General features: G+C 68.0%; 13 protein-coding genes and 1 tRNA gene. 5 read left to right on the forward strand and 9 right to left on the reverse strand.

Annotation, left to right across the window (positions count from 1 at the left end):
- Positions 1-86: 86 nt before the first annotated feature.
- The 3 genes from CAL15_RS19845 (at position 87) to CAL15_RS19855 (ending at position 3,680) form a co-directional block, all read left to right on the forward strand.
- Positions 87-920 carry an NAD-dependent epimerase/dehydratase family protein gene (locus CAL15_RS19845; protein ID WP_086080067.1) on the forward strand — a complete coding sequence of 278 codons (834 nt, stop codon included), beginning with the start codon at positions 87-89 and terminating at the stop codon, positions 918-920.
- Between the two features lie 350 nt (positions 921-1,270).
- Positions 1,271-1,405, forward strand: coding sequence for a hypothetical protein (locus tag CAL15_RS24810; protein WP_269768283.1), 135 nt, complete (start codon positions 1,271-1,273; stop codon positions 1,403-1,405).
- A gap of 37 nt (positions 1,406-1,442) precedes the next feature.
- The gene (locus tag CAL15_RS19855; RefSeq protein WP_086080069.1) at positions 1,443-3,680 is read left to right on the forward strand and encodes a phosphocholine-specific phospholipase C; all 2,238 of its coding nucleotides are present in this window, start codon (positions 1,443-1,445) and stop codon (positions 3,678-3,680) included.
- Between the two features lie 139 nt (positions 3,681-3,819).
- On the opposite strand, the gene CAL15_RS19860 is transcribed toward CAL15_RS19855, so the two are convergent.
- The 7 genes from CAL15_RS19860 to mnmC form a co-directional block, all read right to left on the reverse strand.
- Entirely contained in the window at positions 3,820-4,185 is a 366-nt protein-coding gene (locus CAL15_RS19860) for a hypothetical protein (protein WP_232468042.1), read from the reverse strand.
- A 339-nt stretch (positions 4,186-4,524) separates the two neighbouring features.
- Positions 4,525-4,600: transfer RNA gene (locus CAL15_RS19865), tRNA-Lys, on the reverse strand.
- 81 nt (positions 4,601-4,681) lie between these two features.
- Positions 4,682-5,479 (reverse strand): MetQ/NlpA family ABC transporter substrate-binding protein, encoded by a 798-nt coding sequence (locus CAL15_RS19870; RefSeq protein WP_086080070.1) that lies wholly within the window; start codon positions 5,477-5,479, stop codon positions 4,682-4,684.
- A 41-nt stretch (positions 5,480-5,520) separates the two neighbouring features.
- Positions 5,521-6,174 (reverse strand): methionine ABC transporter permease, encoded by a 654-nt coding sequence (locus tag CAL15_RS19875; protein WP_086080071.1) that lies wholly within the window; start codon positions 6,172-6,174, stop codon positions 5,521-5,523.
- The gene (locus CAL15_RS19880) at positions 6,131-7,216 is read right to left on the reverse strand and encodes a methionine ABC transporter ATP-binding protein (protein WP_086080072.1); all 1,086 of its coding nucleotides are present in this window, start codon (positions 7,214-7,216) and stop codon (positions 6,131-6,133) included. Before CAL15_RS19880 ends, CAL15_RS19875 begins: the two co-directional genes overlap by 44 nt.
- A gap of 196 nt (positions 7,217-7,412) precedes the next feature.
- A complete protein-coding gene (locus CAL15_RS19885) occupies positions 7,413-9,638 on the reverse strand; it encodes a glycoside hydrolase family 31 protein (protein ID WP_086080073.1) in 2,226 nt (741 codons plus the stop codon).
- Positions 9,639-9,842: 204 nt separating this feature from the next.
- Complete coding sequence (gene mnmC / locus CAL15_RS19890) at positions 9,843-11,705, reverse strand: FAD-dependent 5-carboxymethylaminomethyl-2-thiouridine(34) oxidoreductase MnmC (RefSeq protein ID WP_086081203.1); 1,863 nt, start codon at positions 11,703-11,705, stop codon at positions 9,843-9,845.
- Positions 11,706-11,837: 132 nt separating this feature from the next.
- Here mnmC and CAL15_RS19895 point away from each other — a divergent pair, with 132 nt between their 5' ends.
- Entirely contained in the window at positions 11,838-12,704 is an 867-nt protein-coding gene (locus tag CAL15_RS19895; RefSeq protein WP_086080074.1) for an inositol monophosphatase family protein, read from the forward strand.
- A gap of 27 nt (positions 12,705-12,731) precedes the next feature.
- On the opposite strand, the gene CAL15_RS19900 is transcribed toward CAL15_RS19895, so the two are convergent.
- Positions 12,732-14,426 carry an AMP-binding protein gene (locus tag CAL15_RS19900; RefSeq protein WP_086080075.1) on the reverse strand — a complete coding sequence of 565 codons (1,695 nt, stop codon included), beginning with the start codon at positions 14,424-14,426 and terminating at the stop codon, positions 12,732-12,734.
- A 74-nt stretch (positions 14,427-14,500) separates the two neighbouring features.
- On the opposite strand from CAL15_RS19900, the gene CAL15_RS19905 reads away from it, so the two are divergent.
- Positions 14,501-15,700 carry a M20 aminoacylase family protein gene (locus tag CAL15_RS19905; protein WP_086081204.1) on the forward strand — a complete coding sequence of 400 codons (1,200 nt, stop codon included), beginning with the start codon at positions 14,501-14,503 and terminating at the stop codon, positions 15,698-15,700.
- On the opposite strand, the gene CAL15_RS19910 is transcribed toward CAL15_RS19905, so the two are convergent.
- Positions 15,697-16,605 carry a LysR family transcriptional regulator gene (locus tag CAL15_RS19910; RefSeq protein ID WP_086080076.1) on the reverse strand — a complete coding sequence of 303 codons (909 nt, stop codon included), beginning with the start codon at positions 16,603-16,605 and terminating at the stop codon, positions 15,697-15,699. The two genes, CAL15_RS19905 and CAL15_RS19910, sit on opposite strands and share 4 nt — an antisense overlap.
- Positions 16,606-16,629 lie beyond the last annotated feature (24 nt).

Consider the following 16,629-nt stretch of genomic DNA (forward strand, 5'->3'; position numbering starts at 1 on the left):
ACTCGTACGACGACATACAAGACAACACCTCCGTTGCGCCGCCACCCCGGCCGCGACGACAGCGAGCAGCGACCGGAGACAATGCCATGAGCGATACATCCACCCAACCGTACAACCGGCTGCTGCTTACTGGCGCCGCAGGCGGCGTGGGACGTGCCATTCGGCCGCGCCTGTCGGCTTACGCCCGACACGTGCGACTTTCTGACCTGGCCGGCCCCTTGCAAACGCAAGTCGCCGCCCTGGCCGCGCACGAAGAGGCGGCGCCGTGCGACATCTCCGACCGCGCGGCATTCGAGCAAGTGGCCGCGGGATGCGATGCCATCGTCCACCTCGGCGGCGTCTCGGTCGAACGCCCCTTCGAGGAAATCCTCGAGGCCAACATCAAGGGAGTCTTCAACCTGTACGAAGCCGCGCGTCGCCATGGCATCAAGCGCGTGGTGTTCGCCAGCTCCAACCACGTCACCGGCTTCTACCGGCAGGACGAGGTCATCGACGCCCACGCGCCGCGCCGCCCTGACGGCTATTACGGCGTGTCCAAATCGTTCGGGGAAGACATGGCGCAGCTGTACTTCGACCGCTACGGCATCGAAACGGCCAGCATCCGCATCGGCTCGCTGTTTCCCGAACCTGCCGACCGCCGCATGATGTCCACCTGGATCAGCCTCGACGACTTCGACGACCTGCTGCGCCGCTGCCTGTACACGCCCGACATCGGCCACATCGTGGTCTACGGCATGTCGGACAACCGCAAGGTGTGGTGGGACAACCGCCATGCCGCCAAGCTTGGCTTCACGCCGCGCGACAGTTCCGAAATCTATCGAGACAAGATCGAGGCGCAACCGGCGCCCCCGCCGGACGACCCTTCGATGACGCTGCAAGGCGGCAAGTTTGCCGTCACGGGGCCGTTCGACCCGCAATAAGCAGCCGCAGGCGATTCAACTGGCTGGCGAGCATCCAGCCTCTACGCCGCAGCGAAAACTTGCAATCCGAGATGCACACACGGCCGCGCCTGGGCGCGGCCGTTGTCTTGTCGGCCGTGCGTGTTCCGCGCGCAAGCCCGCGCATGAATCTCACGCCCGCGTGACCCCTTCTTTGCAACACCGCTGCGGACCATTGCATTTCGTTGCGCATCCGGCGACCGCGAGTCACCCCGCTGTCATTTGCGCTTTTTAGGCTTGCAACGCCTGCACGCATGTCGTGTCAGGCCCGTCGCATCCTCTACTTCCACTATCCTTCCATGCTCACTTCGACCTCTGCGCGAGCCCTCGCCGTGGCTCTCGCCATGGCCGCGATCCTGGCGGCCTGTGGCGGCGACGACGATTCGTCGTCCGACCCCACGCCGACGCCCGACCCCGGCACCGAACAGCCGGCCCCTCCGAAGCCCGAACTGCGCTGCGCGCCGTAACGCCCACGACGCTCCACGACTCACGCAACGGATCACCATGACTTCCCGCCGCAAATTCCTGCAGACCACCACGGGCGCCGGCATCGCCGCCGCCGTGCTCGCGACATTCCCGCCCAGCATCCGCCGCGCGCTGGCCATCCCCGCCAACAACAAGACCGGCACCATCAAGGACGTCGAACACGTCGTGATCCTCATGCAGGAGAACCGTTCGTTCGACCATTACTTCGGCACGCTGAAAGGCGTGCGCGGCTTCGGCGACCGCTTCACCATCCCGATGATCAACGGCCGCAAGGTATGGCAGCAGGAGCGCGCCAGCGGCGCGCTGCTCACGCCCTACCACCTGGACAGCACGGCCAACAATGCGCAGCGCGTCGCGGGCACGAACCACACCTGGGTCGACAGCCAGGATGCCTGGGACAACGGCCGCATGACCCAGTGGCCGCGCCACAAGCAGGACCAGTCCATGGGCTATTACAAGGAACAGGAAGTGCCGTTCCAGTTCGCCCTGGCCAATGCCTTCACGCTCTGTGATGCCTACCACTGTTCGATGCACACGGGCACCGACGCCAACCGTTCGTTCCACCTGACCGGCACCAACGGGCCCACGGCGCAGAACGTGGCCTACGTCAACAACGAGTGGGACTGGATCAGCGGTCTGTCCGCCGACGTGAACACCGGCTACACGTGGAAGACCTACGCCGAGCGCCTGGAAGAAGCGGGCGTCAGCTGGATCTGCTACCAGAACATGCCGGACGAATGGGGCGACAACATGCTGGGCGCCTTCCGCCAGTTCCGCCAGGCCAACCTGGCTTCCGGCTTTCCGGTGTCCAGCGGCGGCTCGCCGAACTCGCCCTACGCCGACACGGGACAGGCGCTGCCCTATCACGCCTACGATCCGGCGACGGACAATGCGGGCAACCCCTTGTACAAGGGCGTCGCCAACACGCTGCCCGGCACCACGCCGGACACCTACCTGGACGCCTTCCGCCGCGACGTGCTCGAGGGCCGGCTGCCGCAAGTAGCCTGGGTCAACGCGCCCTCGATCTACTGCGAGCACCCCGGCCCGTCCAGCCCGGTACAGGGCGCCTGGTTCCTCCAGGAAATCCTGGACGCGCTCACGGCCAATCCCGAGGTCTGGAGCAAGACCGTGCTGCTCGTCAACTTCGACGAGAACGATGGATTCTTCGACCACGTGCCTTCGCCCTCCGCGCCGTCGCGCAACGCGGATGGCACACTGGCGGGCAAGACCACGCTGCCGGACGCGGACATGGGCTACGAGTACTACACGCAGGCCTCGCCGGCCGGCAGTTCCGGCCAGCCCGCGCCGGACGGCCGCGTCTTCGGCCCCGGCCCGCGCGTGCCCATGTATGTGATCTCGCCCTGGAGCCGCGGCGGCTGGGTCAACTCGCAGGTGTTCGACCACACTTCGGTGCTGCGCTTCCTGGAAGCGCGCTTCGAAGTGGAAGAGCCGCACATCAGCCCGTTCCGCCGCGCCGTGTGCGGCGACCTGACCAGCGCGTTCAACTTCGCGACGCCGAACGAGGAAGTGCTGCCCGCGCTGAACGGACGTCTGACGCGCGCCGCCGCCGACAGCTTGCGCAATGCGCAGGCCGCGCTGCCCGCGGTGCCCCTGCCCACCGACCTGCAGATGCCGATCCAGGCCAGCGGCACGCGCCCGTCGCGGGCCCTGCCCTACGAACTGCACACCAGCGCGCGCGCCGGCCAGGATGGCCAGGTACAGCTGCTGTTCGCGAACACCGGCACGCAGGCGGCCGTGTTCCACGCCTACGATCGCCACCACCTGGACCGCGTCCCGCGCCGCTACACGGTGGAAGCCGGCAAGACGCTGGACGACACTTGGAACGCCGGCCTGGACAACCTGGGCCGCTACGACCTGTGGGTGCTGGGCCCCAACGGCTTTCACCGCCACTTCGTGGGCGACACGGCGCGCATCGCCGACACCGGCACGCAGCCCGAGATCCGCGTCTGCTACGACATCGCCAATGGCAACGTCTACGCCGAGCTGATGAACGGCGGCACCCAGCCCTGCACGTTCACGGTCACGCCCAGGGCCTACCGCGAGGACGGCCCCTGGACCGTCACCGTGCCGGCCGGCGCCCAGGAGCAGCTGCACTGGGAACTGGCCGACAGCGGCCGCTGGTACGACTTCGAGGTCGAGGTGAACACCGACGCCACGTACCGCCGCCGCTTCGCCGGTCGTGTCGAAACGGGCGAGCATTCGGTGAGCGATCCGGCGATGGGTAACGCGGAGTGATGACTCTGGCGGCGGCTGCCGGCTGACGAGCCGCGTCCTGTCCTGGGACGCGGCTCTTTTCGTAATGATCGCCGCTGTGGCGGGCCTCTGTCCGACTGCGCCCGAGGTTCCGGACGGCGCGGTTATCGTCCGGCAGCCATCATCGTTTGATGTAGCTCTTGTTCCCGCTGTCCGAATAGCAAAACGTGCCGCCGCGCGGTCCAGTGCAGAACTTTCCGTCTCGGCACGGGCACGACGCGCCGCTCTCCCTCGGCTTCGACATCAGTTTTCCAGACGCTCCGCCCGGCATGTCGCAGACGCGCTTGGACGCGCTGATCGATCCGTCATTGCAGACGAACTTGCCGGCGGCGCAATGAGACACGCCGCCCTTGCTGCCGGAGCAAGGAGTGTTCGCCGCTGCGGCGCCGGCCGCGAGCGAAATCAGGAAGAGCAACATGGTTGCCTGGAAAACGTGCCGGGCCAGCGCCGAAGCCGCGGCGCAGAACATCACAGTCCTTCTCATCATCGACTTCGACTCGTGTGGTGAACCCGGCTCGCGCGGGCCTCGCTGACTCAACGGTGAGTCCAGACGTAACGTGATGCGTCCGATGTTAGCCGAACCACTGTCCGCGCATAGCTTTGAATGCTATGCCGGCCTATCAGCGGCCCGCATGCGCAAGCAGCCGACAGACGCGGAGCGTGCAATCGCCGCTCCGTCCCAGTCTTGCAAGAGAATGATGCACAACATGGCCACAGGCCTGCACATGAAGAACCGAAGGACGTTCGTCTCTGGATCAATTCCGTTCGGACAAGAAAAAACGCCGCTCGTGAGAGCGGCGTAGATTCTTGATTCTTCGGTCGGTAATGGTGGGTCGAGCGAGACTCGAACTCGCGACCAACGGATTAAAAGTCCGCTGCTCTACCGACTGAGCTATCGACCCAACCGAAGCCAGCGATTATGGCACATTCAGGTTACGTCAGTCAAAACGTCCTGAAATTCCGCCAACGCCGGCCCACGTGCCCTACCAGGCCGCGACCACCGCGCCCTTGTACTTGGTGAGGATGAAGTCCTTCACGGGCTGGCTGTGATAGATGCCGACCAGCTTCTGCAGGTCGGCGCGGTCCTTGTTCTTCTCCTGCACGACCAGCACGTTGGCGTACGGCGAATCCGGGGACTCCTGCGCGATGGCATCCTTGCGCGGATCCAGGCCGGCTTCCATGGCGAAGTTGGTGTTCACGGCCGACGCGTCGGTGTCATCCAGCGAACGCGGCAACTGGGCGGCGTCCAGTTCGATGAAGCGCAGCTTCTTGGGGTTCTCGATCACGTCGATCGGGGTGGCCTTCAGGCCGACCTCGGGACGCACTTTGATCAGGCCCTTGGACTGCAGCAGCAGCAATGCGCGGCCGCCATTGGTGGGGTCGTTGGGGATGCCGATCTTGGCGCCCTGCGGCAGCGCGCTCAGGTCCTTGACCTTCTTGCTGTAGATGCCGATGGGATAGATGACGGTCTTGCCGATGCTGACCAGCTTGAACCCGCGGTCGGCGTTGGCATTGTCCAGATAGGGCTGGTGCTGGTAGCTGTTCATGTCCAGGTCGCCCGCGGCCAGCGCCATGTTGGGCTGCACGTAGTCGCTGAACTCGACGATCTGCACGTTCAGGCCCTGCTTGGCGGCCTCCTGCTTGACCACTTCGAAGATCTGCGCGTGCGGGCCGGCGGTGACGCCCACCTTGATGGGCTTGTCCTGCGCCAGCGCGGGCTGGGCGAACGCGATGGCGCCCAAGGCCGCCACGGCCAGGGACTTGATGAACGAGATACGCATGATGGAAAGTTTCCGAGACGGGAAGGAAGAAGAAGACGGATTCAGCGATGCGACATGCGCCGCACCACCCAGTCGCCCAGGCTCTGCACGGCCTGCACCAGCAGGATCAGCACCACCACCACGGCCAGCATCACCTCGGGCAGGAAGCGCTGGTAGCCGTAGCGGATGCCCAGGTCGCCCAGGCCGCCGCCGCCGATGGCGCCCGCCATGGCGGAATAGCCGATCAGGCTGACCAGGGTGACGATGGCGCCGGCGATCAGGCCCGGCAGCGCCTCGGGCAGCAGCACCTTGCGAATGATCTGCAGCGGCGAGGCGCCCATGGCGCGCGCGGCCGTGATGAGGCCCGGATCGACTTCGCGCATGGCGTTCTCGGCGATGCGCGCCATGAACGGGATGGCGGCCACCGACAGCGGCACGATCGCGGCGGTGGTGCCGATGGAGGTCTGCGCCACCCAGCGCGTGAACGGGATGATGGCCACCATCAGGATCACGAACGGCACCGAGCGCGTGGCGTTCACCACCAGGCCCAACAGGTGGTTCACGGCCAGGTTCTCGAGCATGGCGCCTCGCGCGGTGACGATCAGCGTCACGCCCAGCGGCACGCCGGCCAGCACCGCGATGCCGCCCGACACGCCCACCATCAGCAGGGTTTCAAGCAGCGAGGTGATGAGCAGGTCGATCAGTTGCGGACTCATTGGCGATTTCTTCTACGTGGATGTTGCGGCGGGCCAGCTCGGCCAGCGCGTCGTGCATGGATTCGCGGGCGCCTTCGGCGAACACGAACAAGGTGCCCACCGCCACGCCCTGGATGTCTTCGACGCGGGCCTGCACCAGCCCGATGTCCAGCGCGTGCACGCGGGCCAGGTCGGACAGCAGGGTCTCGGCGCCGCCGCCGGTAAGCGACAGGCGCAGCAGGCGCACGGCCTGGCCGGGCCGCGCGGCGGCGCGCTCGGCGATGCGCTGGCGCGCCGCGGCCAGCGTGCCGTCGGTCAGGTCGGTGGCCGTGGCCGCCGACACCATCGCGCGCGTGACCTCGTTGCGCGGCGACGCGAAGATGTCCTGCGTGCGGCCCATCTCGACCACCTGCCCCTCGGAAAGCACCGCGACGCGGTCGCAGATCTCGCGCACCACTTCCATCTGGTGCGTGATCATCACCACGGTGACGCCGGTCTTGCGATTGATGTCGCGCAGCAGCGCCAGGATGTTGTGCGTGGTCTCGGGGTCGAGCGCCGACGTGGCCTCGTCGCTGAGCAGCACGTCGGGATCGTTGGCCAGCGCGCGCGCGATGCCCACGCGCTGCTTCTGGCCGCCGCTGATCTGGCTGGGATAGCGGTCGCGCAGATGCTCCAGGCCCACCAGCGCCAGCAGCCGCTCGACCTTGGCCGGGATCTCTGCCGCGGGCACGCCGGCGATCTCCAGCGGCAGCGCCACGTTGGCGTACACCGTGCGGCGCGACAGCAGATTGAAGCCCTGGAACACCATGCCGATGCGCCGGCGCTGGGCGCGGAGTTGCGCCTCGGACAGGCCGGTCAGCGCCTGCCCGCCCAGGGTGATGCTGCCCTGGTCGGGCCGCTCGAGCAGGTTGATGCACTGGACCAGCGTACTCTTGCCGGCGCCGCTGGGGCCGATGATGCCGAAGACCTCGCCCTGCTCGATGCGCAGGTCGATGCCTCGCAGCGCCTCGAACCGTCCGTGCGGCGTAGCGTACGTCTTGTACAGATTTTCGATATGAATCATGGCGGGGAATTGTCCAACGCCGTCCTTCTAAAGAGAACGACTGTTTATTCCGTCTTTAATCACTTTTGGAAATATGAAAGCCGGGCGCGCGCCCCCGGACAGGCGGCAGCGAAAGGCCGGCATGCGGTCGTACGACGGCGGCCGCGGACGACCGGCCGTCAGGGCGGAGGGAATGACGGCCGCCCGCCGCGTGGGATCAACGTGCGCGCGAGATACGCACCTCGGCGCCGCGGCGCTTCACCTCCAGCCCTTCCGAGGGCAGGATGCGCAGCCCTTCCAGCCCCTTGATGTAGCTGGAGCCCTGCATCTGCATGACGCGGATCTTGTTGCGCATGACGACCGGGTTGTGCACCGGCATGCCGAACATCCACACTTCGTCGAGGATGCGCGCCGAATTGAACTCGCCCGCATGCTGCGCCATGGGCCCCAGACACAGCATGTGGCCCTCGCGGCCGAACACGGGGAACTTGTCGGGACCGCAGGTCAGCGTCCAGGTGGAGCCGCCCTCGTAGCGATGGCCCGTGCTCAGGTCCCACCACGCCTCTCCCTTGGGCAGATAGACGCGCACCTCGTTGCCGGGCTGCGTGATCGGCGCCACCAGCAGCGCCGGACCCAGCAGGTATTGCAGGTCCCAGGCATGGGCCTCGGGGTCGTTCGGGAACGCCAGGGCCATCGAGCGCTGCACCGGCAGGCCGGTGCGCACGGAGTCCTCGATGGCGCCCAGCACATACGGAATCAGGCGATAGCGCCAGTTCATCCAGGTGCGCACATGGCCGAGCGTTTCTTCGCCGAAGGCCCACGGCATCAGGCCGGGCACGCCCTGGAAGCTGAAGTTGGCCGAGAACACGCACGCGGCAAGCCAGCGCACGTACAGCTCGGCGCTCATGCCCTCGAGCGGGGCGTCGATGGCGCCCAGGTTGTGCGTCTGCACCGGCAGGCCGCTGGCGCCGATGGACAGCGCGGTGCGCAGGCTGTGCTCGAGTCCCGCCCAATCGTTGGTGACGCGCGGACCGGCCTGCCACGGCAGGCGCTGCGCGGCCGGGAACAGGTCGGTGCTGGGCACCACGCCTTCCGGCGGCACCTTGTGGCCGGCCACTGCATCGAACAATGCGCGGCGCGCCAGCAGCGGATACATCGAGCGCAGCGCCGGACCGGTCTCGCCGTTGCGCGCGCTGACGCCATCGGGAATGGCGATCTGCGCATCGCAGGCCGGCGCGTCCAGGCCGTCGTCGACCAACTGGCGGTGCCGTTCGACCCACAGGTTGTAGGCGTCGCGGTAGGTGAGATCGAGCAGTCCGTAGGGTTGGCCGCTGGTGGCCGGCACGCCGTCGAACACCTGGGCGCTGCCATCGTCGCGGGTCAGCAGCCAGCCGCGGTCCTCGAGTTCTTCGAACAGCGGACTGGACTTCAGCACGCCGGGGAAGCCCGCCGCGGACACGTGCACGTGATGCTTGTGGAATAGGGCCAGCATCTGCCTAGCGTCGGGGAAGCGGCTGGCATCCCACTCGAGGGCCGGCTTGTCGGCCTGGAAGCCCCAGGCCGACGGCAGGGCCAGCGAGACCACGTCCAGCGGGATCTGACGCTCGCGCATCTGCTCGACCAGGGCGACGGTTTGCGTGGGCATCTCGCCAGGGGCCTGCTGCAACCAGGCGCCCATCGCCCACAGTACGGGCTGGCCGGCGCGACCGGTAAGCGCGGTGTACTGGTTGAGGATTTCGCCCGGCTCGCCGGCGAACAGGAACAGGTCGAGCACGTTGTCGTCGATGGTGAGCACGTAGGCGCCGTCGGCGGGCTCGATACCCGGCGCGTGCTGCACGCGCCGCATGGTGTTGACATAGACGCCCCAGCCGCGCGGGCTCCAGGCCAGCGGCAGGGCGCGGTGCTCGGGATCGTCGGACACCACGGCCTCGCCGCGGCGGTTCAGGTCTCCGGGCGTCTCGCCCAGGCCGTACACGCCCTCGTTGCCTTCCAGGGCGAAACCCACCGTCCAGACGGCATGCTCGATGTCGTCGAGCGCATCATGGCCGAAGGCCGGCGTGTGGGGCGACACTTCGGAAGCCAGCACGGGCTGATCGCCGCGCGACAACGCGATGCGCACCGGATTGGTCAGCACCTCGAGGGCGACGTCGCCCTGCACGATGCGCCACCCGTCCGCGGCATCGCGCGGGGCGATGGTGGCTTCGCCCACCGCCTCCTGGCGGGCGAGCAGCATCTCGGCCACGGCGCGGGCCCGCGCACCGGCCTTCTCGTCGGTCAGCAGGCCAGGCTCGCCGCAGCGCAGGCGGAATACGCCAGGTGCGTGCGCCTCGACCACCAGATGCAGGCCCTCACCTACGTCGAAGTCGATACGGCTGGGACGGGACGTCAGCAGCTCGACCGTATCGAGCGAGGTGGTATGGGCAAAGTCGAACTTCGGCGGCACAGAGCATCCCCCGGCTTAAGCCAAAAATGCGTCAAAAAACGCTATTTTGACGGATTTGGCGTTTGAAATAAACTCGACCCCTCCCTGCCAGCCGGGCGAAGCCAAAAGCCGGGCTCCCGTGGTAGCGTTGCGTGCGCCGCAGCAACCACTTACTAGGCAAGGTTCGGCGCGACAAAAGCGGCGAAACCCCGGGCGCCCGCCCCGTCAACGCGGTGCCAATTGCGCCAGCAGGTCCGATTCCAGGGGCAGTGGTTCACCGCACAATTGCGCGGCGATCACGTCGCCGGCCAGCGCCGACCAGCTCAATCCCCGCGAGGCGTAGCCCGTGGCCAGCCACAACCCCGGCGCCCGGGGCACCTGCCCCACCGCGGGCAGCCGACCCGGCAGCACGGCCCGCCAGCCCGCCCAGCCCGGCAGGGTGCCGGGCGCCAAGGCATCCAGGCGGCTTGTGCCGTCGGCCAGCAGTCCCGCGGCCTTGCCCAGATTGACGCGCTGCCCCGCCTCGCCCACACGCGACTCCGCCGCCCCGTGCACATAGGTGCTGCCAGCCACGCACCAGCCATCCACGGCGGGCAGCAGATAGCCATCGCCGCCCACCACGCAGCGCGGCCCGCCCGCCAGCGATGCGGCGGGCAGCAAAGTGACCTCGCCGGCCAGCGCGTGCATCTGCGCCATGCGAGGCAGGCTGTCCAGCAGTCCGCAGCCGCTCAGCAGCGCGGGCGCGCCGGCGGCGTTCGCCAGCACCAGGTGCGGCGCCTCTCCCAATAGGGTCCCATCCTGGGCATGCGCCCGCCAGCCTCCATCAGTGCGGACCAGGCCGACCGCCCGCCCTGCCACCACGGTGATGCCTGGCTCGGCCAGCAGGCGGGCCACCACTCTGTCCGGCCGCACCAGCAGGCCGTCGCCGAAGAAGGCGCCGCCGCGCGCGACAGGCAGGCCCGCCAATCGCGACGCCTCGGCGCCATCCACCGCTCGCACCCAATCGCTCGGAAAGCCCAGGGCCGTGACCGTATCCGCCAGCGCAGCCGCCCTGCCCGCGTCGCGCTCCAGTTGCAGAGTGCCGCAGCGCAGGGGCGCGGCCTCCTGGTCCAGCGCCAGCCAGCGGCGCAAGGCACGCTGGCTGCCGGCGCGCGACAGGCGCGCGCGCGGGTTGTCGTCTCGCGCGATCAGCGGCGTCAGCGCGGCGGCCAGATGGCCTTTATGTCCGCCCGCGGAACCGGGATCGATGACCACCACCTCCCGGCCCCGCAGCGCCAGCGCGTGCGCCACACCGGCGCCTGCCAGCCCCGCCCCGATAACCACGACCGGCGCGCCGTCATCGTCCGGCAGCGCCGGTCCCTGCGGGGCCGTCGGCGAGCGTACGCCCGAGATCATGTGCCACTTGCCGCCATAGCCAGGTTCGCGCCGCACCTCGAAGCCCAGTTCGGCCAGGGCGCGCCGCACGCTGCCGACGCTGGTCCACGAGGCCAGCGTCGCGTCCGGCGCGGCCAGGCGCATCAGGTCGGCCAGCATCTCCGGCGCCCACATCGCCGGGTTGTGCCGCGGCGCGAAGCCGTCGAGGAAATATGCGTCCACGCGGGCGGCCAGCCGCGGCGCGACCGCGTCGGCCTGGCCGAATGCCAGCGTCAGCGTCACGGAGCCCCCTTCGAACTCGAGCCGGTGCAGGCCCGGCAACAGGGGCGGCCATTGATCCGTCAACTGGCCCGCCAGCGCCTGCAGCGCCTCTGGCAGATGGTCGCGCAACGCCTGGCGCAGCGCCTCTCGATCGAAGGGATGCCCTTCGATGGATACCATGTGCAGGCGGCGCGGCCGTTGCGGATCGTCGCGCCATGCCTGCCACAGCGCCAGGAAATTGAGCCCCATGCCGAAGCCGGTCTCGCATACCGTGAAGCGGCCACGCCCGCGCCAGCGCTGCGGCAGGCCATTGCCGCGAAGAAACACTACGCGCGCCTGGCCCAGCGGTTCGGCGCGGCTGTGATAGACGTCCTGGTAGATGGCGCTGTAGAGCCGGCCCTCGCTGTCCAGCGCTGGCGCGGCGGGCTGCAGGGGCGTGTAGGACGTGGACATGGACGGCGGGCGGCGAATCGGCCGCGAAAATAACAGCATGCTGAACGAGGACGTTGGCATGACGCCACGCCGGTGCGCGCATTTGAGCACGCCGGACAAGGGCACGTCACATACAAGGCTTACACTGGCAGCATGACGACCGCCGAAAAACGCCCCCTCGCCAGCCCGCTCGACCTGGGCGCCGCCATCGACGTCGCCGTGTGCGCGGCGCATGCCGGCGCAGCGCTGCTGCAATCCTACGCCCACCATCGCGCCGACCTGGTCATCGATCGCAAGGCGCGCAACGACCTGGTCTCGCAAGCCGACCGCGAAGCCGAAGCCGCCGTGCTGGCCGTGCTGCGCGAACGCACTCCCGAGTTCGGCATCGTGGCCGAAGAAACGGGCGGCAACGCCGCGGGCCCGGCCACCTGGTATATCGATCCGCTGGACGGCACCACGAATTTCCTGCACGGCATTCCGCACTATGCCGTGTCCATCGCACTGGTGGCGCATACCGGCACCAGGCTGCCCGGCGGCGATGCCGTCGCCGAAGACACGCCGGTCATCGGCGTGGTCTACGACCCCAGCCGCGAAGAACTCTTCACCGCGGTGCACGGCATAGGCTCGTGGCTCAATGGCCGACGCATCTCATGCTCGCGCACGGCAACGCTGGACGATGCGGTGCTCGCCACCGGTTTCCCGTTCCGCGACTTCTCTTTCGCCGGGCAATACATGCCCATGCTGCACGACGCCATCAACCAGTCCCGCGGCGTGCGCCGCATGGGCGCCGCCGCGCTCGATCTGGCCTGGACGGCCTGCGGCCGCTACGACGGCTACTGGGAGATGGGCCTGGCGCCCTGGGACGTGGCCGCCGGCACGGTCATATTGCGCGAAGCGGGCGGCGTCTGCACCGACATGCACCTGCGCGACCCGTGGCCCGTGGGCGGCCGCCTGGTCGCGGGCAATCCCGACATCTACCAGGCGCTGCAGAGCCTGGTGACGCCGCACCTGGATGCCTAGGGTCTGTTAACGCTAAATTGACAGGCCCTATGCCGCAGCCGCCTGCTTCTTGGGCGCTTCGGCGCGCAGTTCGCGGCGCAGTATCTTGCCCACGTTGCTCTTGGGCAGTTCGTCGCGAAACTCCACGTGGCGCGGCCGCTTGTACCCCGTGAGCTTGTCCTGGCACCAGCGCAGCAGTTCCGCCTCGGTAAGCGCGGCGTCGCGCCGCACCACGAAGGCCTTCACCGATTCGCCCGAATGTCCGTCGGGCATGCCCACGACCGCGCATTCGAGCACGCCCGGATGGCTGGCCAGCACGGCCTCTACCTCGTTGGGATAGACCTTGAAGCCCGACACCGCGATCATGTCCTTCTTGCGATCGACGATGCGCGTGTAGCCCGCCTCGTCCATGATGCCGATGTCGCCCGTACGGAAATAACCGTCGCGGGTCATGACGGCGCGGGTTTCCTCGGGCCGCTGCCAATATCCCAGCATGACCTGGGGCCCGCGGATGGCCACCTCGCCGCGCTCGCCCAGCGGCACTTCGGCGCCGGCGTCATCGAGAATCGCCACGTCGGTGGAAGGCAGCGGCAGTCCGATCGATCCGGTGTACTCGGTGGCGTCGGTGCGGTTCACCGTGGCCACCGGCGAGGTCTCGGACAGGCCATAGCCTTCGATCAGCGGACGCCCGGTCAGCTTCAGCCAGCGGTCGGCCACCGCCTGCTGCACCGCCATGCCGCCGCCCAGCGTGAGACGCAGACCCGAGAAATCGAGCTTGGCGAACTCGGGGTTGTTGGCCAGCGCATTGAACAGCGTGTTGACGCCGGGGAACACGTGCACGGGCTTTTTGCGCCACGCTTCGATAAGGGCGGCCTGGTCGCGCGGATTGATGATCAGGAGATTGTTCATGCCGGCATGCATGCCGAACAATCCGCACACCGTCATGGCGAACACGTGGTACAGCGGCAAGGCGCTGATGATGGTGAGCGGCGGTCCGGACAGGTCGCCCAGGGCCGGCCGCGCCACTTCCTGCACCTGCAGCACATTGGTGACCAGGTTGCCGTGCGACAGCATGGCGCCCTTGGGCGTGCCGGTGGTGCCGCCCGTGTACTGCAGCACGGCCAGGTCGCTCATGGCCAGGGTGACGTGCGAGTACGTGGCCCGCGCGCCCTCTTGCAGAACCAGGGGCATGCGCACGGCGCCCTCGATGTGCCATGACGGAATCATGCGCTTGACGTAGCGCGCCGCGAAATTGATCAACGGCGCCTTCAGGCCGCCCAGCAGGTCGCCGGGACTGACCACCACCACGTGGCGCAGCGCGCCGCGGTCTCGCACGTTCTGCAGCGTGTGCGCGAAATTCTCGAATATGACGATGACTTCGGCGCCGCTGTCGCGCAGCTGGCACCCCAGCTCGTCGGGCTTGTACAGCGGGTTCACGTTGACCACCACGAGACCCGCGCGCAGTGTGCCCAGCATGGCCACCAGATAGGACGGCACATTGGGCATCATCAGCGCCACGCGCGCGCCGCGCTGCAGGCCCAGCGACTGCAACCATGCCGCGAAGGCCCGCGCATGATTGTCGATTTCGGAAAAGAGGATGTCGCTGCCCATCGCCGTGCACGCGACGCGGTCGGCGTGGCGCCTGCAGGCCTGGTCGAGCAAGTCGGTAAGGGAGGTATATCCGTGCAGCGAGACTTCCGCGGAAACCCCTTCAGGATAGTGGGCGAGCCATGGACGCGACATGATGTTTGCCTCCTTTTTTATGGGTTTGGATTGATGATACCCTTGATCAAGCCCATTACTCCATGAGTCAGATCATGCACCTGCTCGAGCCTCTGGTCACCTGGCGGCACGACCTTGCCGCGATCCGCCGCGACATCCACGCCCACCCCGAACTGGCCTTCGAAGAGTTCCGCACGGCCGACGTGGTCGCGGCCAGGTTGCAGGAGTGGGGCATCGAAGTCGACCGCGGGCTGGGCGGCACGGGCGTGGTGGGCATCGTGCATGGCAACATACCGGGCAAGGGCACGGTAGGACTGCGCGCCGACATGGACGCGTTGCCCATGCAAGAGGTCAACAGCTTCGAGCACGCCAGCCGCCACGAAGGCAAGATGCACGCCTGCGGCCACGACGGCCACACCGTCATGCTGCTGGGCGCGGCGCGATACCTGTCGCAGCACCGCGATTTCGCGGGCACGGTGTACCTGATTTTCCAGCCCGCGGAAGAAGGCGGCGGCGGCGCGCAGCGCATGATCGACGACGGCCTGTTCCGCCGCTATCCCATGGAAGCCGTGTTCGGCATGCACAACTGGCCCGGCATACCCACCGGTCGATTCGGCGTCACGGCCGGGCCCATCATGGCCTCGGCCAACGAATTCTCCATCGTCATCCGCGGCAAGGGCGCGCATGCGGGCATGCCGCACCTGGGCATCGACCCGGTGATGGCCGCGGTGCAGCTGGCGCAGTCGTTGCAGACCATCATCACGCGCAACCGCAACCCGCTCGATGCCGCGGTGCTCAGCATCACGCAGATCCATGCGGGCAGCGCGGACAACGTGGTGCCCGGCCACGCGGAACTGCGCGGCACCGTGCGCACCTTCACGCTCGAAACGCTCGACCTCATCGAACGCCGCATGCGCGAGATCGCTCAGCATACCTGCGCGGCGCTCGATTGCGAGATGGAGTTCGACTTCCAGCGCAATTACCCGCCCACCATCAACCACCCCGCCGAAACCGCGTTCTGTGTCGAGGTGATGCGCGACATCGTCGGCGCCGACAACGTCGACGATCACGTGCAGCCCACCATGGGCGCGGAAGACTTCGCCTTCATGCTGCAAGCGCTGCCCGGCTGCTACGTGTGGATCGGCAACGGCCTGGGCGAGCATCGCAGCGCGGGCCACGGCATGGGCCCTTGCATGCTGCACAACGGCAGCTACGACTTCAACGACGAATTGCTGCCGATCGGCGCCACCTATTGGGTGGAGCTGGCCACGCGCTGGCTGGCGCGCGAACGCTAGCCTTCATCCGCCTTCGCGGCCAGCTCGCCGTCCATCGCCAGGCAGCTGTCGAGAAATTGCCGCGCCGCGCGCGCGGCGGTGTCGGCATGCGGCACCAGAATGCTTAGCGTGCGGGTGAGCGCGACCGGCGCCACGCGCACCACGGCCAACGTGCCATCCTCATGGCGCATCGACATCGCGGACACGAAGCCTGTGCCCAGGCCGGCGCGCACCGCCTGCTTCACCCCTTCGACGCCCGCCAGTTCCAACGCCGCGGCCGGGCTCAGCCCAGCCCCGGCGAACGCGCGCTCGACCAGTTGCCGCACGCCTGAACCCGGCTCGCGCATCACCAGCGGCCAGGCCGCCAGTTGATCCAGCGTGGCGGATCCCGCGCGCGCCAGCGCATGGTCGGCGCGCACCACCGCCACCACTTCGTCTTCGGTCCACGGGTACACCGCCGTGCCGTCGGCCAGGCCCGTCGGCACGTCGCCCTCGATGAAGGCCAGGTCCAGTTGAGGCAGCCGCTCGACGATCTGCCGCGTATTGCCATCCGACAGATGCAGCGCCACGGCGGGGAAGCGCTGGTGGAAGCGCGCCACTAGCGCCGGCAGTAGGTAGCTGGCGGGCGTGGTGCTGGCGCCCAGCCGCAGCGAGCCGGCATCCATCCCGCGCCATGCGTCGCGCTCGGCCTGCGCCCGCGCGTAGATCTGGCGCAGCTGCCTGGCCTGCTCCGCCAGCCGCTCGCCTGCCGCGGTGAGCGCGATGCCGTGCCCTTGTCGCCGGTACAAAGGCTCGCCGAACCAGTCCTGCAGGGCACGCAACTGTCCCGACACGGCAGGTTGAGACAGGTTCAACTGCCCCGCCGCCCGACTGATGTTTCCGGTATCGGCGACGCAGGCGAAGGTCAGTAGCTGGTCTGGAGTCATGGGGTCACGGCAACTACGCGCGTA

Source organism: Bordetella genomosp. 13, assembly GCF_002119665.1.
Taxonomy (GTDB): Bacteria; Pseudomonadota; Gammaproteobacteria; order Burkholderiales; family Burkholderiaceae_B; genus Bordetella.